The organism is Ruegeria sp. BC2, assembly GCF_056539245.1.
On the sequence record NZ_JBQFUQ010000003.1, the window covers coordinates 113759 to 140225 of the forward strand.

The 26467-nt window shown below is 58.3% G+C and carries 17 protein-coding genes and 1 pseudogene; 7 read left to right on the plus strand and 11 right to left on the minus strand.

Features of this window, described 5'->3' with window-relative positions; translation table 11 throughout:
* Positions 1 to 85: 85 nt before the first annotated feature.
* Positions 86 to 426, plus strand: a pseudogene (locus ACR0CU_RS13820) (preQ(1) synthase); the annotation flags it as partial.
* An 86-nt stretch (positions 427 to 512) separates the two neighbouring features.
* On the opposite strand, the gene ACR0CU_RS13825 reads toward ACR0CU_RS13820, so the two are convergent.
* The 4 genes from ACR0CU_RS13825 to ACR0CU_RS13840 form a co-directional block, all read right to left on the minus strand.
* Positions 513 to 1433 (minus strand): hypothetical protein, encoded by a 921-nt coding sequence (locus ACR0CU_RS13825; RefSeq protein WP_170341765.1) that lies wholly within the window; start codon positions 1431 to 1433, stop codon positions 513 to 515.
* Between the two features lie 154 nt (positions 1434 to 1587).
* Complete coding sequence (locus ACR0CU_RS13830) at positions 1588 to 4734, minus strand: adenylate/guanylate cyclase domain-containing protein (RefSeq protein ID WP_480643264.1); 3147 nt, start codon at positions 4732 to 4734, stop codon at positions 1588 to 1590.
* A gap of 510 nt (positions 4735 to 5244) precedes the next feature.
* A complete protein-coding gene (locus ACR0CU_RS13835; RefSeq protein WP_170367450.1) occupies positions 5245 to 6312 on the minus strand; it encodes a ParB/RepB/Spo0J family partition protein in 1068 nt (355 codons plus the stop codon).
* On the minus strand, positions 6305 to 7690 hold the full coding sequence (locus tag ACR0CU_RS13840; RefSeq protein WP_170447924.1) for an AAA family ATPase: 1386 nt from the start codon (positions 7688 to 7690) through the stop codon (positions 6305 to 6307). The genes ACR0CU_RS13835 and ACR0CU_RS13840 overlap by 8 nt, the downstream gene beginning before the upstream one ends.
* Before the next feature lie 582 nt (positions 7691 to 8272).
* Here ACR0CU_RS13840 and ACR0CU_RS13845 point away from each other — a divergent pair.
* Positions 8273 to 9547, plus strand: coding sequence for a replication initiation protein (locus tag ACR0CU_RS13845; RefSeq protein WP_170447926.1), 1275 nt, complete (start codon positions 8273 to 8275; stop codon positions 9545 to 9547).
* 21 nt (positions 9548 to 9568) lie between these two features.
* Here ACR0CU_RS13845 and ACR0CU_RS13850 read toward each other — a convergent pair whose 3' ends face one another.
* Entirely contained in the window at positions 9569 to 11875 is a 2307-nt protein-coding gene (locus ACR0CU_RS13850) for a Tex family protein (RefSeq protein WP_170448303.1), read from the minus strand.
* A gap of 297 nt (positions 11876 to 12172) precedes the next feature.
* On the opposite strand from ACR0CU_RS13850, the gene ACR0CU_RS13855 reads away from it, so the two are divergent.
* From ACR0CU_RS13855 to ACR0CU_RS13875, 5 genes are all read left to right on the plus strand, one after another.
* Positions 12173 to 14386: an NADP-dependent isocitrate dehydrogenase gene (locus ACR0CU_RS13855; RefSeq protein ID WP_170447929.1), complete on the plus strand. Its 2214-nt coding sequence runs from the start codon at positions 12173 to 12175 to the stop codon at positions 14384 to 14386.
* A 317-nt stretch (positions 14387 to 14703) separates the two neighbouring features.
* On the plus strand, positions 14704 to 15489 hold the full coding sequence (locus ACR0CU_RS13860; protein WP_170447931.1) for a metallophosphoesterase family protein: 786 nt from the start codon (positions 14704 to 14706) through the stop codon (positions 15487 to 15489).
* Between the two features lies 1 nt (position 15490).
* Positions 15491 to 16525 carry an ATP-grasp domain-containing protein gene (locus tag ACR0CU_RS13865; RefSeq protein WP_170447933.1) on the plus strand — a complete coding sequence of 345 codons (1035 nt, stop codon included), beginning with the start codon at positions 15491 to 15493 and terminating at the stop codon, positions 16523 to 16525.
* A complete protein-coding gene (locus ACR0CU_RS13870; RefSeq protein ID WP_170391576.1) occupies positions 16522 to 17409 on the plus strand; it encodes an NAD-dependent epimerase/dehydratase family protein in 888 nt (295 codons plus the stop codon). The genes ACR0CU_RS13865 and ACR0CU_RS13870 overlap by 4 nt, the downstream gene beginning before the upstream one ends.
* Positions 17410 to 17600: 191 nt before the next feature.
* Complete coding sequence (locus ACR0CU_RS13875; RefSeq protein ID WP_170341747.1) at positions 17601 to 18770, plus strand: O-antigen ligase family protein; 1170 nt, start codon at positions 17601 to 17603, stop codon at positions 18768 to 18770.
* A gap of 9 nt (positions 18771 to 18779) precedes the next feature.
* On the opposite strand, the gene ACR0CU_RS13880 is transcribed toward ACR0CU_RS13875, so the two are convergent.
* The 6 genes from ACR0CU_RS13880 to ACR0CU_RS13905 all read right to left on the minus strand — a co-directional run bounded on the left by ACR0CU_RS13880 (position 18780) and on the right by ACR0CU_RS13905 (position 26415).
* Positions 18780 to 20222: a hypothetical protein gene (locus ACR0CU_RS13880; RefSeq protein ID WP_480643267.1), complete on the minus strand. Its 1443-nt coding sequence runs from the start codon at positions 20220 to 20222 to the stop codon at positions 18780 to 18782.
* Positions 20223 to 20264: 42 nt separating this feature from the next.
* Positions 20265 to 20984 carry a class I SAM-dependent methyltransferase gene (locus ACR0CU_RS13885; RefSeq protein WP_480643269.1) on the minus strand — a complete coding sequence of 240 codons (720 nt, stop codon included), beginning with the start codon at positions 20982 to 20984 and terminating at the stop codon, positions 20265 to 20267.
* Between the two features lie 252 nt (positions 20985 to 21236).
* Positions 21237 to 22175, minus strand: a complete 939-nt coding sequence (locus ACR0CU_RS13890; protein WP_170341743.1) for a UbiA family prenyltransferase — start codon at positions 22173 to 22175, stop codon at positions 21237 to 21239.
* A gap of 75 nt (positions 22176 to 22250) precedes the next feature.
* Positions 22251 to 23681 (minus strand): hypothetical protein, encoded by a 1431-nt coding sequence (locus tag ACR0CU_RS13895; protein ID WP_170447937.1) that lies wholly within the window; start codon positions 23679 to 23681, stop codon positions 22251 to 22253.
* A 142-nt stretch (positions 23682 to 23823) separates the two neighbouring features.
* Positions 23824 to 25665 (minus strand): GumC family protein, encoded by a 1842-nt coding sequence (locus ACR0CU_RS13900; RefSeq protein ID WP_170447938.1) that lies wholly within the window; start codon positions 25663 to 25665, stop codon positions 23824 to 23826.
* A gap of 309 nt (positions 25666 to 25974) precedes the next feature.
* On the minus strand, positions 25975 to 26415 hold the full coding sequence (locus ACR0CU_RS13905; RefSeq protein ID WP_170341738.1) for a GtrA family protein: 441 nt from the start codon (positions 26413 to 26415) through the stop codon (positions 25975 to 25977).
* Between the last annotated feature and the right edge of the window lie 52 nt (positions 26416 to 26467).

Sequence of the window (26467 nt, forward strand, 5' to 3'; positions counted from 1 at the left end):
CCGTTAAACACTGCGCATCCCGGTTGCAGCGTAAACGAGTTGCAAAACAAGGGTTCAGATTCCACAAGCCGATTTCGAATAGTGCGTGAGGTTCACCGCGCCCGAATTCACTTCGCTCTGCCCGATGAATGGACAGGCTGACTATGGTCATCTGGTGATCGATTGAATTCGGGGGGCTGGCTTGTCAGTTCGAAGTCTCTGAAACTGTTTCTGGGAACGTTCCGAAACCACGGCTCCTTCCAAGAGAACTGCACCGTTTCCATTGCCCGGCGCCGGGTCAGGTTTCCGACGCAGCGGTGGTTCCGGATTGGAAGGCACTGGTATCCACGTGGCGGCATCCCGATCGACCTGTCCTGGCAAACAGGCGCCATGCCTGAAAATGTCTCGATCTCCGATCAGGGTGTGCCGCCTGATCGCGGACGGGGAAATTTTGGGAAACCCTGCGCCTTGATCAGACGAGAAATGTCGCGGCGCAGGGTCCGCGGTATGGTCAAACCGGAACAGAAGTAGCCTTACTTGGTAGCGCTTACATCTCCGGGAATGCATCCACGGGCGCAGAACCTCATGTCGCTGGGCGCAACAGACCACACGTCGACATCATTCGGCGGCTTGTTCTTGAAGTCGATATCAAGGCAACTTGCGGCCTTCGGAGTGTAGTACTTGTTTCTGGGGTCGACATTGCCGAGTTGGTCGAACCCGGAAATTAGACGCATATCCGGTCCCCATCTTTCGCCATGCAGTGTCAGATTGGAGTAATAAGCCATCAGCTTGATCGATTTACCCTGCGCGAACATCTTATAGGTCATCTGGACCCCACCGATTGTCTTGTCGATCGGCCCCTGTTCCAACCCGGAACCAATCGAGATTACCCACCGGCGCTTGAGAGGAATGGAAATATCAACTCCGTCTTCACTGCATTCCAGCAATTTGTACGAAAAAATGTTCAGCACGGCGTTTGTTCTAATCGGGTTCGTGTGAAGCCTCAGAACGCTGTAAACCGGCTTGATGGTGGCACTTTGGATCGGAGCGCCGTTGACGACACAATTTTTCTGCAGCACCGCAAGTTCCGTCAGAACCATGTCCGAAAAGGACGACGCAAAACCGCCTTCCAGGGACTGCGCCATAAGCGCCGACATTCCGGGGGCTTCCAAAACCCGCGTGGAGTCTCCGTATTCACGGAAGAGTTCAACGGGATCCAAGGAAACCAACTGACGGTCAGCTGAAAACAGCAGGTTCTCAGGATCATTTTCATCGATGACTTGATGATATTGAAAAGTAAACAACTCGGTGCCGCCGGAGTACTGCGGTATCCCATCTTCAAATTTTACGGTTCCGTCTTCGGACAAAATCTCTTGTGCCGTTGCTGGTCCGTGGATTGCAAGCGCCATCGCTGCGCAAAGAATTGAAACGCCTAAAGCCTTAAGTCTGAACATGATTATCCCCAGTTTTTTGATCTAAAAATCGAAACAATGCCGTCAAACACTATCAAATTTTCGTATATGTTTCAATAATCGCACCTTTCGGCAGTTCGGTTGAAGTTATGTCCAGACCAAAAACTTGGCACGAAAAGTGCGTCGACCGGGTGGCTCACTTCATTGCGACTTCGGACTGCGCATTGCGCAAGGCCGCCTCGACCCGGTCGGTGAATGGGAGCTGGTACCGGACACTCCAGGATTTCTCACCCGCTCGCACAAATTCGATCACCTTCAAGCCTTCAGCGATCTCTCCGGCCATCAAGTGCGCGTCTGCGAGCAACGTCTGAGCGTAGAGAACGATCTGAGTTGAACCTGTATCAACATAGGCGTCGATCCCGGCCGAGATCTCGGCGATCCCCTCGGCAGGGTGACCTTCTGATGCCCGCGCCCAGCCGTGCAGGATGCGGCCCCAGGCATCCCAGTAGTGGAACTCCCGTTGCCCACTGATCTCGAGAGCCCGGTTGACCATATTCAGCAATGCACTTGTGTCGCCCAATATCTGATAGATGGTCGCCAGGATGTTCAGCCCGTAGCAACGCGTGAAATCGTGTGGTTCACGACTGATCCGCTCAGCCAGTTCCGTTAGCTCGGCGCGAAACGTTTCGCCGTCTCCGCTTTGCAGCGCCACGGCCCAGCACCGCATCGCCTGATCAACCAAGTATATGTCTGCCTCGTGATAATTCAGCAGATCGTCCGGATCAGTTGCCCCGCGCAACGCAATCGCTCGATCGAAAGCAGAAATGGCGACCTCCAGACGGCCGAGCATGAAGTTGCTCATGCCGATATTGTGCGCCGCGAGCGCCTCCATCGTCGGGTTTTCCGCGCGCCGTGCGACCTCCTCCAGGTAATCACACAAAGCCAACGCGCCCCTCGGATCGCCCAGAGTCAACTGAGCACCGAACTGCACATGCACGGCCAAAAACGCATCCGTCACACTGGCGGAGGAACGGTCAAGCAGGTGGCGGAACCGGTCCAGATTGGCCAAAACCTCTTTCGACCCGAACGCCCTGGTACTGAGGGCCACGTTCAGCATCTTGCGCAGCGAAATCTCTTCTCGATCCCGTTCGGGGCTTGGGGTGATTTTGTCGTTCTCGGTCAAGGCTTCATTGAGATGGTGGATGGTTTCTTCGTTGGCAAATCGCTCGCCCGAGATGACTGCCGCCCGGCGCCACGCGTCCCGGGCCTGTTTGGGCATGTCCGCGCGGGCATAGTGCTGGGCCAGCAATTCAGGGTTCTGACCCACAAGGTCACTGAACGAAGTGTCGAGGACCTCGGCGATCCGGCTGTGCACCGCCCGCGCCCGACTGGGCAACATCAGGTCATAGGCCGCGTCCCGTATCAAAGCGTGGCGGAACGCATAGGCACCTCCCATATTGACCCCGCGCCGCACCAATATTTGCGCTTCGACCAACTCGTCCAACATGCGCAGGGTTGCCTCGTACGATTGACCGCTGACCGAACTGACCATCGCAGGCAGGATGTTGCGGTCAATGGCGGCGCAGACCGGCACGATATCGCGGGCCGTGCTCAGCCGGTCGAACATGGCCCAGAACAGTTCCTTGAGCGTCGATGGCAGTGCCTGTTGCATCTGCATTGCGGACGCGTCCATCTGGTCGAAGAACCCGTCCTGGATCATTCGTGCCATCTCTTCCGCAAACAGAGGGACACCATCCGTCCTGTTCGCGATCCGGTCTTTCATGGTCTGTGTCACTTGCTTGGACTGCAAAAGCGCATCCAGCATCTGGTGGACGTGGTCCCGGTCGAGGCGGGAAATCGTCAGCGGGACGACACCCTCCCGGCCTTCCCACGGTGGATGGTAGGACGGGCGGAACGTGCACATGATCATGACGGGCATGGACCTGAAGCGCTCGATCAACAAAGCGATGATTTCCTCAGTCGAGGGATCGATCCAATGCAGGTCTTCAAACAGCAACAGAACCGGTCGATGCCGCGCCAGCGCAGCAACGGTCTGCACCAAGGCCTCCTGAAACTGCTGCTTGAGCCGGTCAAAGGGCAGTTTCAGCAGGTCTTCCTCGGCCTCCACCGGCAACGACATGGCATAGGCAAACAAAGGAAGATAGTCTTCCGGAACCTCCGACCATTCCTGAAACAGTTGCCTGAGTTTGCGCAGCTTCCGCTGGTCGGAGTCGGTTCTGCGGAAATCGGCCATGTGGCTGATCCAGCTGAGAACCGGGAAATGGGCACTTCGCTCGTGGTTGGGCGAGCATTGGAACCCAAGCCGCAGATATTGTTGCTCTTCGAATCCGCGGGTCGCTTCCTCGACAAGACGCGATTTTCCGATGCCGGCCTCACCGGAAACCATAACCGCCTGCCCTTCTCCATTCAGTGCGGCCTGCCAATGCTTCTTGATCGTCGCGACCTCATCGACCCGGTTGACGAAGGGCGAGCCTTGAACTCCGGGACGCGCCTGAAACCGCAGCATCGGCTCTTCCGCACTCAGAACTTTCCAGATGCCGATCGGGTTCTCAAACCCCTTGAGGCTTTGCTTCCCCTTCCACTCGCAGCGAAAGTTGCTCCCGATCAGCAGCTTGGTGTGCTCGCTGATGGCGACCGTCCCAGGGTCCGCCAGTTCCTGGATACGGGCCGCCAAATTCGGCACCTCACCGACCACCAGACCTCCCAAAGTCGAGTGATTGTCAACCACGGCTTCCCCGGAAGAAATCCCAACCCGAACCCCGATGACCTCACCCTTGCCGTGTTTGATACGACCAATGGAGCCGCAGATTTCCAGTCCGGCGGCAACAGCCCTTTCCGCATCGTTCTCTTCGACCGTCGGATAACCGAAATAAGCAACCACTCCATCTCCGATGAATTGGGCAATGTGCCCCTGGTGCCGGGTCACGACATCAAAACAAAGGGCTTGATAGTCGTGCAGAACGGAGCGGTACTCCTCAAGATCCAGATGACTGGACAATTCAGTCGATCCAACGAGATCGACAAAGACCAAAGTCAGATACCTGCGTTCGGGGACACCTTCCAATGCCGTGGGTTGAGGCGCGTGAGGCCCAGTTTGCGATGACGTGAGAGCATTCTCGGAATGTGAAACGCCACCTTGATCCGAGCGAAGCGCCTCGATCGCCCGCATCATGCGTTTGCGATCCCCGAGGTTCAGTCCAAGCTCGACAAGGTCATTTTCAGTGAGGGTGGCAAGAACATCCAATTCGATCGCGTTCGAGGCGAACACATCATGGTACTTCTCAAGGGAATACCTCTCCAACCACGCCTTGATGTCAGCCATCTTCAGTCCTCGGTCGAAATTACTTCAATGTGCTTTGCCTTTTGTCCAATCGGCGTCAGTCAGAGAGACCTGGTTTCTGACGAAGCTAAAATATGTCCGACCGTATGCCGGCCCTTATAGTCAGCGCGTTGCGTATTAATTGCCAATGCAAGGCGGAACGCCCGCATTGTTGCCCCAACACGAACCTATCCCAAGTCGGAATTTGCGTCTACTGGCTGGCAAAAATGCACCTTCGGGCCAAGCGGGATTCAATCAAGAACGCATCCAGCCAGAATTGGCCCAGCCGACGTTCACACTACCCAAGTTTCAGTCTGTCTCTCCGCTACTCATAGCGGTGGCGGTTCGGCGTCAAAATGGTCAAACGCCGGCGTACTGGAAACAAACCGAGCGTCTGTCATAATGATCATAATTAGGCCTTTTTGCATACTACAGGGGAAGTGGCGGAAAGGTACCTGTTTACAGGAAGGTTTGGCCGGTGGAAGCACAGGCCAAACCAATGGTTAAAAATGGTCAGCCCAAATGCTCAACTAGCCGTTCCAACAACCGCGCGGCTTCGTCTACGCTCAGAGTCCGGCCGCGAAGATGTATCCGCAATTCGCCCGCTGATACCTCTGCTCGCAATTCTCCGCCTTTGGGCAGCGTCTGAATAGGCAGCCGTTGAATCTGTTTCGGGCGGCCCCCACGCGGCTTTTCCTGAGTCGGTGCAGGCGCGTCTTTCAACGCAGCCTCTATCACCGTCAGTTCCGATTTCGGGTCCGTGGCCTCACCCCGGGACAAGGCCTCCCTCAGCTTGGCCTGCGCGCCATCCCGGATAGCCGCGGCAATCCTGAGACCTGCCTTTTCCGACAACGCAACCGGGTACTGCAGTAAGTCGCCCAAGGCCTCGTGAACCACCGCAAAGCTGCGGACCTTGGACCTTTTGGCCTTGGAGGCTGCGGCGAACAGAACATCCACGGCGGCTTCGGTCGACGGGAACACACCCTGCCCCACAGCGAGGACAGCGATGCGCCCACGTTCATACGGGCTGAGGTTTGATCGAAGTTCGTTCTCCTCGACCATCGAAACATACGCCCCCTGCCCTGCGCCAGCCTGGCGCACGAACGCGGGAATTTGGGCGAATTTCGGGTCACCGCCGGCCAAACGGCGGAAGGCGTCCAACCGGCGATAGCCCGATATCAGGCCATAGCCATCCTCGGTTTTGGTCACCTCGATCGGCGTCCGCAGCCCGTTGGAGCGCAGAGATTCCAGCAGTTCGGACATTGCCTCTTCGTCATCGACCATGCGGTCGCGCCGCAAGAAATCGGCATCGATCTGATCTATGGGCACCATCTCTGCGACCAGACCGGCGTCCTGGGCATCCCGCCAGCGCGCAGCGTCGCCTTGGTCTTTTGCAAGGGTTGCACGGTCGGTCACTGCTGCCATGCCATTCAGCGTCGCGGCCTCGGCCGCGACCTGCGCGATTGGCGGAGTTGACGGGTTGGCCTCGAACGGACTGATCGAGGGTTTCGCGGCGAAACCAGCCTCGAGTTGTTCAAGCTCCGCCGCATCCGGCGCCGTCAGTCTTCTGCGTTTAGCCATCTGCCTGTCCTCCCATCTGGGCGTCGCGCCACCAACACCCGATCAGCACTTCTTTGAATTCCGCGTAAGTTCGATCGAAAGTCTCTCGCCCCCGGACATAGGTGTCGCGGTTAAAGTCACGGTAGTCCGCTTCGTAGATTCCGTTCACCTGTTCTCCGGCCTGCCCTACCAAAGCGGTGTAATCCTGCCGATAGGCGTTCATGAAATCACCGAAATACGCCTGTATCACGTTGGCCATGTCCGTCTGCTGACTGGCGTCGAACCGGGTGATGATCGCGCGCACGACATCCCATTCGAACTTGAGTTCGGGCAAGCCAGCTGCCCTTTGTGCCGCGTTCTCGCCATCCTCGATACTGGCGAACGTGGTGTAGAGCATGTCGAAGAAGCGCCCGGTGGAATCAAATTCCAGGAATGAAGCTCCGAGCGGCACCAGCAAAATATCCGCTGCGGCCAGCGCATTGATCGTTAGGTACCCAAGTGCAGGAGGAGTATCGAGGAACACGATGTCGTAATCATTCAATACGGCCTCGTCCTGCAAGAAGTTGGTGAGCCCGTCCCACAACGGCCAACTGCGAAGCCCCATCCGCCAGACCGGAATCTGAAATTCAGCCCAGTACAGGTTGAGTTGAGCACCAATGAGATCAATGTTGGGCCAGTGGGTCTTCTGGATGACATCTTGAGGTTGGGTTCTCAGTGCCTCTTGCAGAGTTTCATCCAATGGGATCTCGGGTTGACCGGCAGCGGCGCGGACCCTGTTTTCCTCCTGAACTGCGCGCGCATAGTCTTTTGCGATCAAGGGGAAAACCGTCTGCCATTCATCCGCGACGCGACCACCCAGGATGGACGTCATGGATCCCTGGCTATCAAGATCAATCACCAGAACTTTATAACCGTCCAACGCGGCCGACATTGCCAGATGAGCAGCGGTCGACGTCTTGCCCACGCCACCTTTGAAATTGGCAACGGCAACAACTTTTGCCGGCAGATTTTCCGGCCGGAAGGGCAGGTATTCCTTGGTGCTTACACCTTCGGCCGCGAAATGGCGCCTCAAGGTCAGAACTTCTTCGAGGGTGAACCATTTCGATCCTGCTTCGCCTTCGCCTTGCGGGAGGTCAGGATTTGCCTTGAGGACGCGGCGCAGGTGGGCCGGAGCCACCGGGATCAGGTACTTGGTAATCTCCCAAATCGAAAACCGGCGGAGGCGCTTTTCGCCATCGGGCGCATACCCCCGGCGGGCCAGATCTTCGCGCCCTTTGGCACAGAAGGTTGCAGCTTTTGCGAATCGAGATGTCCCGATAGGATCGGGTAGCTTTGATGCAGCCTTGGCCGGATCCAAGTTGAAGTACGGCGGTAGAGCAGGTTGTTTAGATTTTGTCACTGTCGATGCCTCGAATAATGTTCGCCTTTCCGGCGTATATCAGGAAATGTACCGAACATTTACCTTCTGCGCTATCCCCGAAAGAGCAGTTTCCCACAGAAGAATGCGGAAGAGTTCGGTTTCGCGACGAAACCTGCATTTATTTCCAGAAATGGGCACACCAAAGAGTTTATTCTTTTTAAGAGTTTTAGATTCTTTGCTGATGGAAAACATAAATAAATCATGTGTTTGTGGTCGCCTTGGCACCCGGATACAGGACCAAGGGTTCCAGGCTTCGGGATCAAAGGCACCCGTATACAGGATCAAAGGGTCCCGAATCCGGGGAGTAGGGCACCGATTCGCGGTTCGGCTCTATCGTGGACTATTTAGGGTCTAATCCGATTGCGTTGATCGCCGCCTACGCGGGTCACGACTCCAAGTTTGAACCATTTGGCCTCCGCTTCTGCGGATAACTGGGACGCCGATTCGGATAGGTACCTGTCTACGGGATTCACTCCGTCCTGCATATGGGGACCCAAATTCAGTTGATCCACGGGTACCTTTTGTGTCACAAACTTTGGAAACGAGCAGCCGGGCAGAATCATGCCGGATACACAACTGGACATGGATCACCTCTCAGGCGCTTTGCGTCGGGAAACGGTGAAAAAGAATGTGGCCGCGATCCATATCAGCGGCAAGCTGACGCTGTTGCAGCGCAAGCTGTCCAACGTGTTGCTTCTCAATGCCTACGACTCACTGACCACGGCGCAGACCCATACGATCGATGCCCGCACCCTGGCGATGATGGTGGGCTACAACTCGAACGACTTCGATACGTTGCGCGCAAGCCTGAGAGCGCTTGCCGAGACAGTGGCCGAATGGGACATGCTCGATGAAAAAGGTCGGCAAGAGTGGGGCGTGTCGTCGTTGCTGAGTTTCGCCAAGCTCAAGGGCGGGATCTGCGAATACGCCTATTCTCCGGCCTTGGCGCAGAAGCTGTACGATCCGAAGATCTATGCGTTGATCAATGTGCATATCCAGCGCAATTTCAGCTCGGGGCACGGGCTGGCCTTGTATGAAAACTGTTATCGTTTCGTCCGTACCGGGTCGACCGGGTGGTGGACGCTCGAGGTGTTCCGCAAATTGATGGGTGTGGACGGCAGCGACTATTACACAAGCTTCAAACACCTGAATGCCAAGATCATCAAACCCGCAGTGGCTGAGGTGAACAAAAGCTCGGATATTCTGATCGAGCCCGAGTTCCGTAAGAAGGGCCGCAGCGTCACCGACATTCGGTTCCTGATCAAGGCGAACCCGCAGAAGGCAATGTTCGAGATCGACGACAGCGATGGGGTGCGCAACCTGGCGGTCTACAAGACCTTGCGCAAACAAGGGGTGTCCGATCGGCTGGCGCGTCAGTGGATCTCTGAGCATGGTGAGGATTACGTGCAGCAGAAGCTGGACTATGTAGCCGGGCAGGGGGACGTGAAATCAACGCTTGGGTATCTTTCGGCCGCCCTGCGCGATGACTACAAGGCCCCTGCGGCAGAGACAGTGAAACCGCCTAGTCCCGAGGCGCTGGCCGCAGCCAAGCAGCGAGAGGAAGAGAAGGCACGCGAAGATCAAGCTTATGCCGCGCGCGTGGCGGAGCGCGCGGAGCGTGCCCGCAAGCTGGCCATCGTCGAAGACCTGGTTTCGCGGCGAAACCCCACTCAACGGGATGCCGACAAACGCTTGTTCATGTCGACTTTGTCCGACGAGCTAGACCGTGAGAACTTCCGGCAACACGGATGGCGATCAGGTTTGAACGCCAATGCCATTTTTGCCTTTTGGGAGGAGTTGGAGCCCGATGCGTTCCAGACGGAAACCCCCGCCTGAGTCTCAGGCGGGGCAGGGGGCTTATTGATTTTTTAGTGCATTTTGCAGCGCATCCCCAATCGCGCTGTGCTGCGCATTATTAGAAGATTTTGCGCGCTGTGATTTCGGGATGCCTTTCTTCCTTTCGCGCGCATTCTGGCCTTTGACGTCGTGATCTTGCCGGGCAGAAGCTCCGCCATTCTTGCGCATGCTCAACCCGATCCGCTTGCGCGGCACGTCCACTTCAACGACCCGGACGCGCACGACCTGACCGGCCTTGACCACCTCATGCGGGTCTTTCACGAACCGGTCGGCCAACTGGCTGACATGCACTAGCCCGTCCTGATGCACGCCGATATCGACGAAGGCGCCAAAGGCAGCGACGTTGGTGACGGTGCCTTCCAGCACCATGCCGGGTTTGAGGTCGGTGATCTCTTCGACGCCCTCCTTGAAGCTGGCGGTCACGAAGCTGGGACGCGGGTCGCGGCCGGGTTTTTCCAATTCAGCAAAGATGTCGCGCACCGTGGGCAGGCCGAACCGGTCATCCACGAACTGTTCGGCACGCAGACCACGCAGCGCACCGTCATTTCCCATGATCTGGCGGATGTCGCGGCCGCAGGCCTGCACGATGCGGCGGGCCACGTCATAGGCCTCGGGGTGGACGGCTGAGGCGTCCAGCGGCTCGTCCCCGTCGCGGATGCGGAGGAAGCCCGCGCATTGTTCAAAAGCGCGGGGGCCGAGGCGCGCGACCTTCAGAAGATCCTGCCGCGACCGGAACGCGCCATTGAGGTCGCGATGCGCCACGATGGCTTCGGCCAGACCGGGACCCAGGCCCGAGACATGGGCCAGCAGCGGCGCCGAAGCGGTGTTCAGATCGACGCCCACGGCGTTCACCACGTCTTCGATCACGGCTTCCAGAGACTGGCCCAGCCGGTGTTGATCAACGTCGTGTTGATACTGGCCGACGCCGATGCTCTTGGGTTCGATCTTGACCAGTTCGGCCAGCGGGTCCTGCAGGCGGCGGGCGATCGACACCGCTCCACGTAGCGAGACATCGAGATCGGGAAACTCGCGCGCGGCCAGTTCCGAGGCGGAATAGACCGAGGCCCCGGCCTCGGATACTACGACCTTGGTGGGGGCCTGCACCTCTTTGGGCAGCAGTTTCAGCGTGTCGGCCACCAGCCGTTCGGTCTCGCGGCTGGCGGTGCCGTTGCCGATGGCGATCAGCTCGACCTTGTGGGCTGCGATCAGGTTCAGGATGGTGGCCTGGGCGCCGCGCAGATCGTTCTTGGGTTGGAAAGGATACAGCGTGTCAGTCGCCACCAGCTTGCCCGTCGCATCCACCACCGCAGCCTTGACGCCGGTGCGGATGCCCGGGTCCAGCCCCAGGGTGGGGCGGGGGCCCGCTGGAGCGGCAAACAGCAAGTCCTTGAGATTGCGCGCAAAAACCTGAATGGCCTCTTCCTGGGCGCGGCTGCGCAGATCGGCCATCAGCTCGACCATCATCGACAGCGACAGTTTCACCCGCCAGGTCCAGCCTGCGACCTTGCGCAGCCAGACATCGCCCGGCCCGTCGCCGCGCGTCTGCAAATGGGCGGCAACGATCGCCTCGGCCCGGGCGGCGCCGGTTTCGGGGTCGGGGGCAATGTCCAGCGTCACGATCCCCTCTTTCGAGGCGCGCAGCATCGCCAGCGCCCGGTGCGAGGGCACCTTGGCCCAGGGCTCGGCATGGTCGAAATAGTCGCTGAATTTGGCGCCTTCCTGTTCCTTGCCCTCGATCACCTTCGAGGTCAGCAGCGCCTCGGCCTGCATGAAGCTGCGCAGCTCGCCCAGAAGGGCGGCGTCTTCGGTCAGACGCTCGGTGATGATGTCACGCGCGCCATTCAGCGCGTCCTTGGTGGTGGGCACGGCCTCGTTCACATAGGCCTGGGCCAGAACTTCGGGGTCGGCGCTGCGGTCGGCCAGGATCGCGTCGGCCAGCGGCTCCAGCCCGTTTTCCCGCGCGATCATCGCCTTGGTGCGACGCTTGGGTTTGTAGGGCAGGTAGATGTCTTCCAGCTGTGCCTTGGTTTCGGCGCGGGCAATGGATTTGGCCAGATCGTCGGTCAGCTTCCCTTGATCCTTGATCGAGTTCAGGATCGTCTCGCGCCGCGCCTCGAGCTCGCGCAGATAGGCCAGCCGGTCGGACAGGGTGCGCAGCTGGCTGTCGTCCAGCCCGCCCGTCACCTCTTTGCGATAGCGCGCCACGAAGGGCACGGTGGCGCCTTCGTCCAGCAGCTTGACCGCCGCTTCGACCTGCTGCGGCCGGGCATTGATTTCGGTGGCGATGGTACGGGCGATGCGGTCCAACGGGGCCTCCTTGATCTCGGGTTGGAGAACCGTCTTAGCCAGCGCCCGCGCCAAGGGAAAGGCGTCGCGTATCGTCGGCGGGCTGAAAATACGAGCATTTGCGCGGTTTTGCGCAAACTGGGTCAAAATGCGCGTTCAGATGCGATTGATCCCGGGCCTCGGGTGATTTAAGGGAAGCCCTGTCAAATCAGAGTCACCCCGGAGCGGAACAGCATTCACGCTCCTCGCACGCCGCGCTGCACGCGGCACAACTCTCGGATCGCACGCCCCTGAAAGGCTTAAAAAAGGTAAGGGAACATGGCAGAAAAATCGAACTTCGACATATTGTATACCATCGTAGACGAAGCGCCGGAGCTGGCCAGTGCCTCGTTCCTGCCCATCATCCGCAAATTCGCCTCGGCTGCGGGCGTCAGCGTCGGCACCAAGGACATTTCGCTGGCCGGGCGCATCATCGCGGCCTTCCCCGAAAACCTGACCGAAGAGCAGCGTCAACCCGACGATCTGGCCGCCTTGGGTGAGCTGGTGAAGACCCCCGAGGCCAACGTGATCAAGCTGCCCAACATCTCGGCCTCGGTGCCGCAGCTGGTCGCTGCCATCAAGGAACTGCAGGGGCAGGGCTATGACATCCCGAACTATCCCGAGGACCCCAAGGCCGACGGCGAGAAAGAAATCCGCGCCCGCTATGACGCGATCAAGGGCTCGGCCGTGAACCCGGTTCTGCGCGAGGGCAACAGCGACCGCCGCGCCGCCAAGGCGGTGAAACGTTATGCGCAACAGCACCCGCACTCGATGGGCGAATGGTCGGCCGACAGCAAGACCAAGGTGTCGTCGATGCCGGGCAATGATTTTTATGCCAACGAGAAATCGGCCACCATCACCGCCGATCAGGCCGGTGATGCGCGGATCGAATTCGTGGGCAAGGACGGTGGTGTTACCGTCCTGAAAGACGGCTGGTCGCTGGAAGAGGGCACCGTTGCGGACGCAACCTTCATGTCGGTCAAGGCGCTGTCGGAGTTCCTGGATGCCGCGATCGAGGACACCAAGAAAGACGGCACCATGTTCTCGCTGCACATGAAGGCAACGATGATGAAGGTCAGCGACCCGATCATCTTTGGATATGCCGTCAAGTCGTGGCTGGCGCCGGTGTTCGAAAAATTCGGTGACCGCATGGCACAGCTGGGCGTCAACCCGAATTCGGGCCTGGGCGATCTGCTGAACCGCGTCAAGGACGATGCCGAGATCATGGCCGCGATCGATGCGGTCAAGGTCGATCGACCCTCGATGTACATGGTGGACAGTGACAAGGGCATCACCAACCTGCACGTGCCGTCGGACGTGATTATTGACGCTTCGATGCCCGCCGTGATCCGCGCGGGCGGCAAGGGCTGGGACGAGAGCGGCAAGAAGGGCGACACCAACTGCGTGATCCCCGACCGCTGCTATGCGCCGGTCTATGACGAGACCATCAATTTCTTCAAAGCCAACGGTGCGCTGAACCCGGCGACCGCCGGTTCGGTGGCCAACGTGGGCTTGATGGCCCAGAAGGCCGAGGAATACGGCAGCCACCCGACCACATTTGAGGCGCCCGCCGAGGGCACGATCCGCGTCGTTCTGGCAAATGGCGAAACCCTGCATTCGCATGAGGTCGAAAAGGGTGACATCTGGCGCGCTTGCACTGCCAAGAAAGCCCCGATTGAAAACTGGATCCAACTGGCGATGGACCGTCAGCGTCTGACCGGCTCCGAGGCGATCTTCTGGCTGGATGCGAACCGCGCCCATGACGCCGAGCTGATCAAATACGTCAAGCCGGCGCTCGAGGCTGCGGGCGTAGCCGACAAGTTCCTGATCCTGGCGCCGCGTGAGGCGACCCGCAAGTCGCTGGAAACCATCACCGCCGGCAAGGACAGCATCGCGATCACGGGCAACGTGCTGCGCGACTATCTGACCGACCTGTTCCCGATCCTCGAACTGGGCACTTCGGCCAAGATGCTGTCGATCGTCAAGCTGATGAATGGCGGCGGCCTGTTCGAAACCGGTGCAGGTGGCTCGGCGCCCAAGCACGTTCAGCAGCTGGTCGAGGAAAACCACCTGCGTTGGGACTCGATGGGCGAATTCTGCGCACTGGGTGAATCGCTGAACTTCCTGGCCGACAGCCGCGGGAACGCCAAGGCCGCCGTTCTGGGCGCTGCGGCCGAGGCCGCAACGCAGGGCATCCTGGACCACGACCGCTCGCCCAGCCGCAAGGTTGGCGAGCCGGACAACCGCGACAGCCACTATTGGTTCGCCCGCTACTGGGCCGAGGCGCTGGCCGCGCAATCGGACGATGCTGAACTGGCCGCGCATTTTGCTCCGATCGCCAAAGAACTGGCGGAGAAGGAAGAGCAGATACTCTCCGAACTGCTGGCCGCTCAAGGCAAACCTGCAGATCTGGGCGGCTACTACCACGGCGATCGCACCAAAACTGCGGCGGTGATGCGTCCCAGCGCGACACTGAACGCGATCATTGGCTGAATTCAGAAGGCCGGGCGAATGAGCCCGGCCTTTTTATTTCGTCGGATCAGGCGACAGTTATTATTTTCCTGCGCTATTGTTTGCTTTTGCTTGATTGGCCGGACCTGAACAGTTCCAGCGCGACTTGGGTTGGACAAAGGGAGTTGCGGCACGGTTCTCAGCCGGTATCATCCCAGAAAGTTTGCACCGTCGAACGGTTCGGCCGGACTGTGCAGTTGATTTGTTAAAGGGTGTTTCAGAGCTCCTGTGTTCCCAGAAATTGGAACCAGGGCTGGCGCTGGATTTAGATTGCCGGACACGGTCGGCGGAGAGTGGTCATGAGTACGCTGAAGATCGCGGTACTGTCCGACATACATGGAAACGCCACGGCGTATGCGACCGCGATCCAAAAGGCCGAAGCTTTTGCGCCGGATGTCGTCGTCATGTTGGGCGATCTGCTGACATATGGTGTGCGCCCTCGGCAGGTGTTGGAACTGACCGACCAACTGATGGCTCGCCAAAACTGCGTGTTCATCCGCGGCAACCACGACCAGTTCTATTTCGATCTGGATAAAGGTAACCCGTCCTTCTACGACAACATTGCAGGATTTGTGTTGGAGTCCGTCGAGTGGACTCATGGTGAGGTCCGGGGCGACCCACCGTTGGCCGACCGATACCCCTGGGCCGACCGCCATAGCATGGGGCCGATCCTGTTTTCACATGCCAACCCTTACGATTATGGGGACTGGTCCTATGTCTCGAAACCGGATCAATGGGCACCAGCGGCAGCGGCCTTGCGACAAATGGGAAAAACGGTCGGGGTCTTTGGGCATTCGCACCGGGCCTTTGCCGTCATGATCGACGAAGCCGGAAGACCGACACCTGCGGATCAACGCAAGTGGATAAGGATTCCGGAAGGGTCTGTGCTACTGCTGAATCCCGGAGCGGTCGGGCAGGGGCGGGGCACGGGTCTGTCTTATCTGACCCTCGAGCTGGATGGCGACCAGGTGAGAATCGACATCCCGTCGATCAGCTTCGATCTGGAACAGATCCGCGCGGATATTCAGGCCACTGACCTCAGTCAGGGGACAAAGGAACGGCTTATTTCATTCATGGAGAAATGAATTGATCACGGTTTTGGTAACGGGTGCGGGTGGCGGTGTGGGCCAGGGCATCATCAAGTCGCTCAGGCTGATTTCTGATTTGCCGCTGCGTATTCTTGGCGCCGACATGTCCGCCCTATCCGCCGGCCTTTATGCCTGCGACAAAGCCTTTCTGGTCGAAGGGTGCCGCTCGCCGGGATATCTCGACTCACTGGCGCGGATATTTCAGTCAGAGTCCGTAGACTACTATTTCCCCGGAACGGATATCGAACTGGCATTGTGTGCCGAAAACCGGGATCGCATTGCGGAACATTTCGGGACAAAGGTCGTGGTCAACAGTCCAGAGACGGTGCGTATTGCCGATGACAAAGGGCTGACCTCGGCTTTTTTGGCGAATAACGGGCTGCCCTATCCGCGCACTTGGCCTATGGCCGAGGCTTTGGAAATGGATGATCTGGTCTACCCGGTTATTGCCAAACCGGCGGTCGGGTTTCGGTCCATCGGGGTCGAGCGGGTGAATTCTCGGGAAGAGCTGGCCAACTACCCTGGTGATCTAGCGGCAACCATCGTACAGGAACTGATCGGCGATGACGCGCGCGAGTTTACGTGCACGATCGTCGGGGCGAAGGGGAGCCTGTCGCCGGTTCTGGCACTGCGCCGAGTGCTTCGGTCGGGCGATACATATCGGGCCATTCCCGAGCGGAACCCGGTGATCGAAGACTATGTCACAGCTATCGCGCGCAAGCTGGACGTCGAAGGGGCCTGCAATTTTCAGCTGCGCCTTGGCGACGACGGAGTACCCAAGGTGTTCGAAATCAATGCCCGGTTCTCGGGCACTACACCGTTTTGTGCTCAACTGGGTTTCAATCCGGTCGAATGTTACCTCAAGACCGATCGCGGCCTTCCCTATGAGCCGGAAATCGCTTGGGACAGCATGGTTCTGCGGTACTGGAGCGAGCTGGTCGTTCCGCGTTCAATGACAGACACATTGGATCAGGCCGGCCAGTTGGAACCTCAGATCCCGGCCCAGTTCAGCCTCTATGGCGGGACGCCATGAAAGTTGCCCTGACAGGGGCAACCGGCCTGCTGGGTCGCCATCTTGTGGCCTGGCTAAGCCGACGTGACATTCCTGTTGCGCGGATCGACCGGTCGAACTGGGATCTGCAGGACGCGATCACCCATGTCAGGCTGGATCAACTGGCGCAAGGTGCGGATGTATTCGTGCACTGCGCGGCCCGGATTGACCTTGCCGGGCCTGCGGATGACGGCTCGGCTTGGCAGGTGCTGTTTGACAGCAATGTGCGAGCCACGTTGAATGCGGCGCGTTGGGCGGCAGATCGTGACGTGCACTTCATCTTTGTGTCCAGCGGGTCAGTTTATCGCGATCCTCATGCCCGCGGAATCGACGAAAGCGCGGAAACCGCCCCGGGGCCGCTTGGGGGTGATTACGCTACAACCAAGCGTTTGGCCGAAGCGGGGCTGGCTGAGCTTGCCCAGACTTCTGGAGCGCGAGTGACCGTGCTCAGACCTTCGGCGCTCTATGGTCATGGGCTGCCTGATGACAAGTTTCTTGTGCGGATGCTTAATGATGCGGCCGCGGGGCAAAACATCACAGTAACAGGTCCAAAGAACAGCATTGATTTTGTGCATGCGCATGACCTGAGCCGGGCGATTTTGCAATCGGCCCATGCCGAAGCTTACGGTGTATTCAATATCTCCGGCGGAGGTCCGGTTTCCTTGGCGGATTTGGCGCAGGAGGTCATGTCCGTCGCAGGTGGCCGGGATGTGATCGAAACCCGACCCGGAGACAGTCCGCCATTCACCCGCTTCGATCTGTCCTCGGACGCAGCCCGGGCAGCATTCGGCTATGCGCCGGTTGTGGACATTGCAACGGGTCTGGAAATGACGTTGAGGGGCCAATTGCTGCCGGCAGCGGCATGACCCGGTCCGGCAGCCGGGCGATGGGAGCCGGAAACATGTTTTTTGAAGGTATCTTGGGTGTTACCCTTGTATTCCGGGTACCAGTCTGCGGGCCAGGTAACCCACCGCCGTTTGGATTGTAGAATATGGTGCCAGTCAACAATATCAGCCGGCCTAAGCCGATTTTGGAGCAGATCGAATTCGCGTGTCTGATGACTGCGTTGCTGTTCAGCACGTTCACTGCCTTTCGCCATCCGGCGGTTCTGTTCACGGCCAGCGACATGTTTCTGACGATTGCCGTGATCCTGCGGTGCAACCGCAGCCTGCCGCTGTTTCCGTTGCATTCCGCGTCCTCGGTCTGGTTCATCGGCATGCTGATGATGGTGGCGGGACTGTCGATCGGCTCTATCGCGCACGGCGATCCGGTGTCGGCCTTCGTCGTCATCGTGCAGTATTTCTTTTCGTTTGTCCTTCTGCCTCTGGCGATCCTGGGCCGCCCGTATGAAGAGGCGGTTACTCTTGCAAAGGTCGGCGTGATCTCGATTGCCTTGAACTGTCTTGTCGGGATGATCGCCTATGGCGTGGGCTATTCCGGTGGCGAATCCCGGTATTTCATGCTGGTCAGCGGCAACTACCGCGTGGCGGGGTTGGTGGATAATCCAAACGGGTTGGCTGGACTGATCGTGCTTTGGTTCCCGGTATTGTGGTATCTTGGGCTAACGGGTGCGCTAAGAAAACTGCCATTCTTGGCCCTCTTCGGGCTGCTCGCCATCACTTTGATCTACGCAAGTTCGAATTCCAGCCTTGCCGGTGCGGTCATCTGCGGTGCTCTGTTCCTGCTGCTGGTCGGAAATCAGCGCGTGCTGATGATCTGGGGAACAGCTGTGACGACGATGGCTTGGATCAGTATCCAATGGGCCGAGTTCATTTTTCCGCCGACGTTCCGCAACCGGGTATTGTCACCTCTGCTCGAGGGGGACCTGAGTCATGCGGGTACATTTGAAGACCGCGCCGATCTCATGATCGAGGCCTGGCGGTTTCTGCCGGATTACTTTCTGGTGGGTATGGGCGCGGGACAGTATCGCGAACTGAGCAGTCAAGGCATTCCCGTTCACAACCTGTACCTGTTGCTGGCCAACGAAGGGGGCATTCTAGCCTTGCTGGGATTGTGCTTCGTTTTGGGGTCCGCCATCGTCTACGCCGTAATGGCCCGGCATAATGTGCCGAACAGGGTGTACGGGCGCGCGACCGTGGTGACCGTCACGCTGACCTTTGCGGCGCTGTCAATGAACTACACCCATGTTTACCAGCGCGGTATGCTGATCCCGTGGATCGTGGCATTGGGGCTGTTGGCTGCGTCCGATCGGTACCGGCGCCGCTAGCGTTACACGTCACGGGTTGCTTTTTCCCATGCCGTTCCCGTCGCCAGCCAATTCGTGCAGGAACTCCTCAAGGTTGGTCCAGCCATCTTCGTCCGAATCCGCAATTGCATCCGTCGGGTCCGTGGGATTCAGGCCCCATTGCGTTTCCCATTCATCAGACATCCCGTCGACATCGCTGTCTGCATAGGGCAGGGCGCTTTCAAGCTCGGGCCAACCGCCGACCTTTTCAGGGTTCTTCTTTAGGATTTTGCCGGAACGGTCACGGACCTCCTGAACAACCCTCTGATCCACCGCGTCGCGAGACGGGCGTGTCGCGCCAGCGTTTTGCAGGACCGTTTCGAACACTGTCGAAACCGGATCGGCCTGGACCAGAGGTGGGGTGACCGGCTCATCAACCACATAGACACGATGTTCGGGGGCAAGGACCAGTTCCTCGGGAAGGTCCAGGCTGTTGCGGTTGTCTTCATCAAGATTGTCCCGAAGGTACAGCCGGTAGCCATTCTTGAAGCCGTCGAACAAGTGCACCAGTAGATTGGAATCGATGCTTTCACCCGACAGCTTCAGGTTGCCAATGATATTGGCGTCCAGCTCGGTCCAGCGATTGTCCAGCGAAACGACATATTGCCAGATCGGCGAGTACATCAGGTTGTTTACGATTTCGGTCGTGGTCCCGGGAGTCTGGGGCGCGATTTGCGGGTTTCTGAACATCCCGTGAGAGAACAGGTTGTGATGGATGCTGAAGTCTCCGCCCTTTGTCAGCAGCATGTTGCGGGCCCGGTTGCTTTTGCCTGGTCCGCCATGCAAGAGGGGCTCGCTGACGATGCTCCACTGAAAGGTCAGCCGTTCGGCGTTTTCTGAGTCAATGGTCTCGTCGCTGCCCCAACTGGCGGAAATGTGGTCGAAGATCACGTCACGCGCGGCTTTGGTGTAGACGCCAATGGCCCCTGAACAGCAGGACTCTACGTCGTGCGGCCCGGGCCGGAACCGAACATGGCGCACGATGACATCATGCGTCCGGATTTCCAGTGATGGGCGCAATTGACGTGGGCCGTTTCGGATCGCAATCCCGCCGCCCGGAGCGGTTTCTCCGGCGATGGTCAGAAAAGGACTGTTTGCGATCAGAGACGCCTTTTCCAGTGTAATCGTTCCGCTGACCCGAAAGATGCAGGTTCGAGGACCTTTGGCGTCGATGCATGCTCGCAGGGAGCCGGGCCCGAATTCTTCGGTAGTGGTGACATAAATCACTCGCCCGCCACGCCCACCTTTGGCCGCGGCGCCATGCCCTTCGGCGCTGGGAAATGCTCTTTGGGAGCCATCCGGCAATTGCGCCGAAAAGGACCGGTTCGCGTTCTCGGCCAGCAGCGTACCGGGGCTGCTGCCAATCGCCAGAACAGTCGCAAATAGCGAACCATGTAATACGGCGAGCAGTCTTGGCCTTTTTGCAATTGGCATTCTGAAAACCTTGGCTGTTGTCAAAATTCTTCTGTCTTTGGTCTAGGGCGCGGTTTCCCGGGTTTGAGTTTTGGTCGCGCAGACCATCATTGAATCCCGCAGGTGCACTGGAATCACCAGGTCAGACAGCCGTGCTGGAACCTTGAAGCGCGCCCATCTGGGTAGATAACGATGCACTCTTTCAACCAGATATCCTAATGGAAAATACCACGTCGGCCGATGAAATTCGGTTTGTTGCAAGCCAGCTTTGGCCAAGGCAAAGCGCAGTGTTTCAGGGTCGAAGTAGCCGATATGCGCAACACGATAGTGCCACCATTGGTCTCCCATGATACGCGCCAACAGGGACGAGCGGTCGGGCGTAACGACGACCAGTACTCCATCATCGGCCAGCAACCGCGCAGCCTGAGTGATCAGGTCCAGCGGATCCGGAACGTGTTCAACCACGTCTACCAGAGTGACTACATCGTAGGGGCCGGTCAGATCGGGATGTGGAAGAACGCCTTGGACCACTGGCAGGCCATGGTGTTTTGCGCGTGCGCAAAACCGCCGCGACGGCTCAACCCCGATCGCGTCGTAACCACAGGCGATGGCCTCCTCGACCAGAATACCGGTTCCGGCCCCCACATCCAGCAGCCGGTTCGCGCCGGCAGTGGGTCTTGGCAGCCTGTTCAGCAGCACCCGCTTCTGCCGCGCCCTTTGGGGGCGCGTCATCTCATAGGCCGGGTCTTCGAGGTCTTCGTAGAATTTAAGGACATCGACCATATCCGTGCATTGGCAAAAACCGCAGCGGACGCATTGGTCGATCGCGGCGGTTGTACCGTAGTCGGCATTCGAGATTTCAAAGTTCCGCGACGTCGGATCCCCGCGCAGGGTGCTTTCCTTTATCCTCCTGAGGCCGCCGGTGCCGCACAACCAGCATCGCCGGGCCGGTGCGGAAACAACATCATCTGAAGGCTGGTTCACCATGCGCGCATCACCTCCAGTCTGGCAGCAAGCCGGTCCGTTGCCCGGCACCTATGACCCGACTGGCCGGATTTCAAGCAACTGTTCAAAGAACGGAAGCTTGATCTCGAGCAGAACGAACATGACCACCACCAGCAGAATAACCTGAAAAACAAGGCCGCGTTGTTTGTACAGATTTTCGGGGGCCTGTGCGATCGAGTCCCGCGCCAGCCCGACGGCAAGATAGCGCCCGAACAACATCGCCACGAAGGGCAGAGACAGAAGAAGCTCGATTTTGTACTTGGTCAGGAAAACGCCCAGGAAAGCGGTGGACAAGATTGCGTAGACCAGCGCCGAAACCAGTAGCTTCGACTCGTCGTAGTCTTTGAAAGATGCGCGGTACCGCGCGGCAAGCGCCGGGTCGTCAATGGTACGATATTCGGCAAAGCGCTTGATCGCCATCAGATACGCGCCCCCGAACCAGTACGAGATCAACACGCTGGATGGTGCCACGATCGGCGGAACCATAATGAACCAGCCCGCAAAGAACCGGATGGGGTTGTTGATGGCCTCGCTCAGAACGTCCAAATAGGCGCGGTCCTTGGACCGGATTGGTTTGACGTTGTAGATGATCCCCATGATCAGCAGGGACAGCGCCGTCAGGAAGAACGGCGTATTGATCAGCAGCGCGAGTCCCAGACCGATGATCGCCAGACCCAGCCATTGCAACCAGACGATCCGGCCGTCGATTTCGGTCACGACCGAGGCACGCTCTTTCTTCTTCGGGTGGTGTCGGTCGAACTCACGGTCCAACCACTCGTTGATGGTATAGTTGGCCGATGCGATCAGACAGATCGAAAAGATCCCGACGGCGAGGTCGATTACCGACCGACCGGTGAACTCGGCGCCCATGATGACCGCAAGAACGGCACCCGGCAGAATGAAGATGTTCTTGAACCAATGGTCGATGCGCGCAATGGACAGATAGTCTTTGAATCCGGCTTTTACCATTGCAACCACTTTCACCGACACAACAACATTTGCCGGACCCGAAAAGGCGGGAAACAGAACAATACGGGCGGCATGTCAGATTTCCAGACTGCGCCTTGCGTGCTTCTTCCGGCGATCATAAAGCTTCAAAACCACAAGGAAACTAGCACATATGACCACCGCGACGATAGGCCAAAGTGCTGCAAGATACCTTACCGACGCAATGGATAGTGTTGCAGACAGAAACAATAGCGCATGCAGGCTCAGCACCCCCAACCCAGCCAGGGTCAGCATCTGACGTCCGGGCCAGTTTCGGCGCAGCCAAAGGATTGAGGCCGCCAGGATCAAGATCGAAGCCAGCCAACCTATCGCAAGCGCGGAATGGATAAGACGTGCATGCGGCGGATCAAATACATCGCGGGTGATGTAGCCGAGCGCATTGTCCATCGGGAACGGCCCATTCTGCGCGATGTAGGCGGTGATGTCGTTCGCGGTCACGGCATGGTAGAAGGGCTGCCAGAGGGCGGCATAGTGTTGTAGCGGCAACCGCAGAAAACCCGTTGGGTTCGCCAGAATTCGTCTTGAACCGATTTCGGCCATGAGTTCAGTCTTTGGAATGCCAATTCGGTCGGCAATGGACTGCAACCGGTCCTTCTCGTACAGAAATATCAAGCTGGCTTCGTAGCTGTGCATCAGAAAGAAGGAGACCGGTCCAAATGGCGCCCGGGAAATCGCCTCGCGTGCGTCTGCCGGACCCTCTTCTTCAAGAATAATCCAGACTTCGGTTCGTGGGTCATCGGGGGCATAGGGGCTTGGGCCTGCAGCGAACATGGCGCTTTTTGCGAATAAGACGTTCCCCAGCACGCTTTCGCGAGGTTCATCGTGGCGAAGATCGTAAGCGGCGCGGTCTGCAAGCAGCACGAAGGTGACGCCCAGAACTGCCAGAGCCAGCCCAGCCCACGGGCGCCTGCCATTGATATAGCTCGCGCAAAGAACCACCACGATAAGGATGGGCAAAAGAGCAAAACCAACTGGACGGATCGCGATCATGGCGCCGACTGTCATGCCCAGGGCTGCAAAGTGCCAGGGCTTGGGGCCGTGGATCGCTTGCACCAGACAGGCAAGATAGACGCATGTCGCGCTCTGGAACAGAGACTCGGACAGGATGCTGTAGTTGAAGTAGATCGTCATCGGGTTGATGATCAGAATTCCAAGCAGGACCAGACCGGCACCGGAGTGGCCAGTGGCCCGGGCCAGCGTGACCGACAACAGACATGCAGCAGCCGAGAATACCCAGATCTGGCCTACAACAGCGGCGCGCAGCGGGTCCGCGAACCCGTCGAAAAGGTCCAGAAAAAAAGGATATGCAAAGCCGCGATATGCTGCGGCTTGAACGTAGTCCGCCGAGTCACTGGAGAAGTTCACGTCAACCAAGGGAAAAGCCGTCTGAATCACCGCCTGGACCAGTGCCAGCGCGATGATTATGAGCCCCCCGTTTTCATCTGCCCTTGAAGAAGCTTTCCCCAAAACCCACTCCAAGCAAAGTCAGGTATTCCGACCGCGCCGCACGTCGGTCAGTACCCGCGCGCAGCATCCGGTGCCTGCATGGTAGCACAGACTCGGCCACCAGACATCCCCGGTGGCCGGAACGGCGCGGTCGCCGGATTTTCTAGTAGTCGTCGTAAGTACCGTAATACCCTTCGTACGTGGTCCAGCGGTACTTTTTGGGGTCGACGTCATTCAGAATCGTACCCAGTACATTGAAGCCGGATGACTGAAGCCGTTTTGCCGCGGCTTGCAACGCATGCTGTGGCGTTTTTCCCCAGCGCGCGACCAGCAGAACGGCGTCGGCGAGGATGTCGTTGCGGTACACTTCATCCATCACCAGTGCCGGGGGTGTGTCCACGATAATGATATCGTATTGATCCAGCAGCGTTTCTTTGAGTTGCTTGAGCTTGTTTGACGCGGCATCAGACAGCTCGTGCGTAGGCGAGGCTGCGGTGATCAGATCCAGTGACCCTTTGGTTTCGGTGGTCAGAGCATGTTGCAGGGTTACACTGTCAGAATAGATTTCCGAAAGTTGCACCTCATCCATGTCCGGAATGAACGTCTTCGTCGCGCCGCGACGGTGCGTGTCCAGATCAATCAGCAGAGCGTTCAGTCCGTCAACCGCCGCCGAGGTCGCCAGAACGCTGCTGACGAAGGATTTGCCCTCGTTCGGCAGGCCAGAGGTGATCAGGATCACCTTGGAATGCTGGAACTTGATACAATTGGTCAAGATGCCCCGGGCGGCTTCGGCCAGGGGCGATTTCTGGCTCTGCAACAGGTTTTCGATCGCCTTGTTCTCACCGGCGAACACTTTGCTGCGTCGCTGACGGGCGATATATCCCAGGTTGCTGAGGCCGGTCATTCGGAAGATCTGGTTTTCGCTGCGCACCGTTCTGTCCAGGCCCTCGCGCACCAGCGCGATGATGAAGCCAACGATCATTGCGAACAGGCCGGCCAGCACCGTGATCAATGACCTGCTGGGGGCATAGGGTTCAACCGGAATTCGTGCTTTGGAAACCTGAATCGTGCCGTCCTCAAGCTGGCCGATGCGAGTTTCCAGCAAGGTCAGGTTGTCGATCGTGGTTTGATAGCGGGTTCGCAGTAGTTCGACTTCGCGTTCCCGGCGCAGCAACGACAGCTCCAGACGGGTGCGGGCCTCCAGCTCCTGCTCGGATGTGACCAGCTGTTCCTGGAGGGCCAGAATTTCGTCTTCCGGCAGGTTGCGTTCGATGCCGATGCGCAGCTGGGCCTTGCGCCGCTCCACCTCGGCCCGCAGCCGGGTCACGACCTGTTCGTCATCCAGATTGTCCTCACGGATGAACTCGGCCAAATTCGATTCCGCCTGGGTCAATTCTTCGCCGAGGATACCGACCCGGCGTTTGAGATTGTCGATCGATGTCATCAAGCGATTGACCCGTGCGTCGCGCTCGTTCGCGATATAGACGGCAATGACGGTATTGGGCAGGGCTGCAGCCAGCACCGGCGATGTGGATCGGCCTTCGATGCTGATGGCGAGGCTTTCTCCCGCGCGGGAGACGGAATAAGAGGCCAGAACCTTGTCGGTGACCGCAGCGCGGTGAATCTCTTCATCCGCCTCGCTGTCCGCGCCGGGCGCACGGCGCACAAAGCTGGGGTCGTCGAACAGACCCAGGCGGTCTGCCACCTGCTCGGCAAAGTCGCGAGACCGCAGTCGGGCCAACTCGGTTTCCACGCTCGACCGGTTCAGTTCATAGGTTTCCAGCTGTCCGGTCGACTCGCTGAATCGTGTTTCCGTGAGAGCCAAAACCATCTGTGCGTCCGACCGATACTGGTCGGGGATGGTCGACATGTAGAAGGCTGTTGCCGAGACCGCACCGACGACCAACAGAAAGATGACCAGAAGGTTCCGGCGCAGTAGCAACCAGATATTGATGAAATCGTTGGTTTCATGCTGGTTGGCAATTACGTCGTCACCGGATTGCACGAGTGTTCTCCATTTTTTTCGGACCGTGAATACGGCTTAAAATCGGCGTCAGAATCGAACTGTTATTTATCATATTGTTTTACCTGTACTTTGATCGGCTCGATAGATTTATCTAGCCATATCAGGCCAAAAGGCCGTCCCTGTGCGTTTGGCGGGCAAAAAAAGCGATGCAAATCCGAGAGCAGAGAGTTTTTGGCCATTCTGGCGTCGGGCGAAGAGCTGCCTTTTCGAGGTCTTAAAATCGTGAACAAATCGCTTGCTTGTCGGCGTTGTTTCCGAATACGACACAGTGGGTTTGGTCCGGCATACCTACCTTCGGGCGTCCTGCGCCCGGGCTTCCGGTGGTTCAGCAGCAGGCTCGCGAAAGGTGATTTTCCAGTTCAGGGTAAAATTCAGAAGGAATATGCACCCGGTCACGAACGCCTGAATGATCAAGTAGTGGAAAGGCAACAACGCAAAGAGAAGAGAGAACAGCGCTACGTTTATCGCCGACGTCGTCGCCGTGACCAAAATGAACCTCTGCAGGGCACTGCGATGTGGAACGCTGGACCGAAACACCCATAGTCTTTGGATGCAGTAATTGAATGTGGCCCCCATCAGGAACCCGATTGCCGAAGCGATCGTTTCGTAGATGCCCAAGACCTCGACCGAGAACGCCATCGCCGAGAAATGGATGACGACGGCCGTGCACCCGGTCACGAAATAGCGACCGACCAGAACCGAGACGTGTTTGAGGTCTTCAAACTTCATCAATCAATCCTTCAGGGCGTGAATGCAGAGCCACCCGATTGAATATCATCGA

Excerpts from the sequence above, each read along its gene's own strand:
- ACR0CU_RS13830 (WP_480643264.1), bottom strand. The coding sequence starts at position 4,734 with ATGGCTGACATCAAGGCGTGGTTGGAGAGGTATTCCCTTGAGAAGTAC.
- ACR0CU_RS13885 (WP_480643269.1), bottom strand. The coding sequence starts at position 20,984 with ATGGTCGATGTCCTTAAATTCTACGAAGACCTCGAAGACCCGGCCTAT.
- ACR0CU_RS13870 (WP_170391576.1), top strand. The coding sequence starts at position 16,522 with ATGAAAGTTGCCCTGACAGGGGCAACCGGCCTGCTGGGTCGCCATCTT.
- ACR0CU_RS13905 (WP_170341738.1), bottom strand. The coding sequence starts at position 26,415 with ATGAAGTTTGAAGACCTCAAACACGTCTCGGTTCTGGTCGGTCGCTAT.
- ACR0CU_RS13845 (WP_170447926.1), top strand. The coding sequence starts at position 8,273 with ATGCCGGATACACAACTGGACATGGATCACCTCTCAGGCGCTTTGCGT.
- ACR0CU_RS13825 (WP_170341765.1), bottom strand. The coding sequence starts at position 1,433 with ATGTTCAGACTTAAGGCTTTAGGCGTTTCAATTCTTTGCGCAGCGATG.
- ACR0CU_RS13855 (WP_170447929.1), top strand. The coding sequence starts at position 12,173 with ATGGCAGAAAAATCGAACTTCGACATATTGTATACCATCGTAGACGAA.
- ACR0CU_RS13880 (WP_480643267.1), bottom strand. The coding sequence starts at position 20,222 with ATGCCAATTGCAAAAAGGCCAAGACTGCTCGCCGTATTACATGGTTCG.
- ACR0CU_RS13835 (WP_170367450.1), bottom strand. The coding sequence starts at position 6,312 with ATGGCTAAACGCAGAAGACTGACGGCGCCGGATGCGGCGGAGCTTGAA.
- ACR0CU_RS13860 (WP_170447931.1), top strand. The coding sequence starts at position 14,704 with ATGAGTACGCTGAAGATCGCGGTACTGTCCGACATACATGGAAACGCC.
- ACR0CU_RS13890 (WP_170341743.1), bottom strand. The coding sequence starts at position 22,175 with ATGGTAAAAGCCGGATTCAAAGACTATCTGTCCATTGCGCGCATCGAC.
- ACR0CU_RS13875 (WP_170341747.1), top strand. The coding sequence starts at position 17,601 with ATGACTGCGTTGCTGTTCAGCACGTTCACTGCCTTTCGCCATCCGGCG.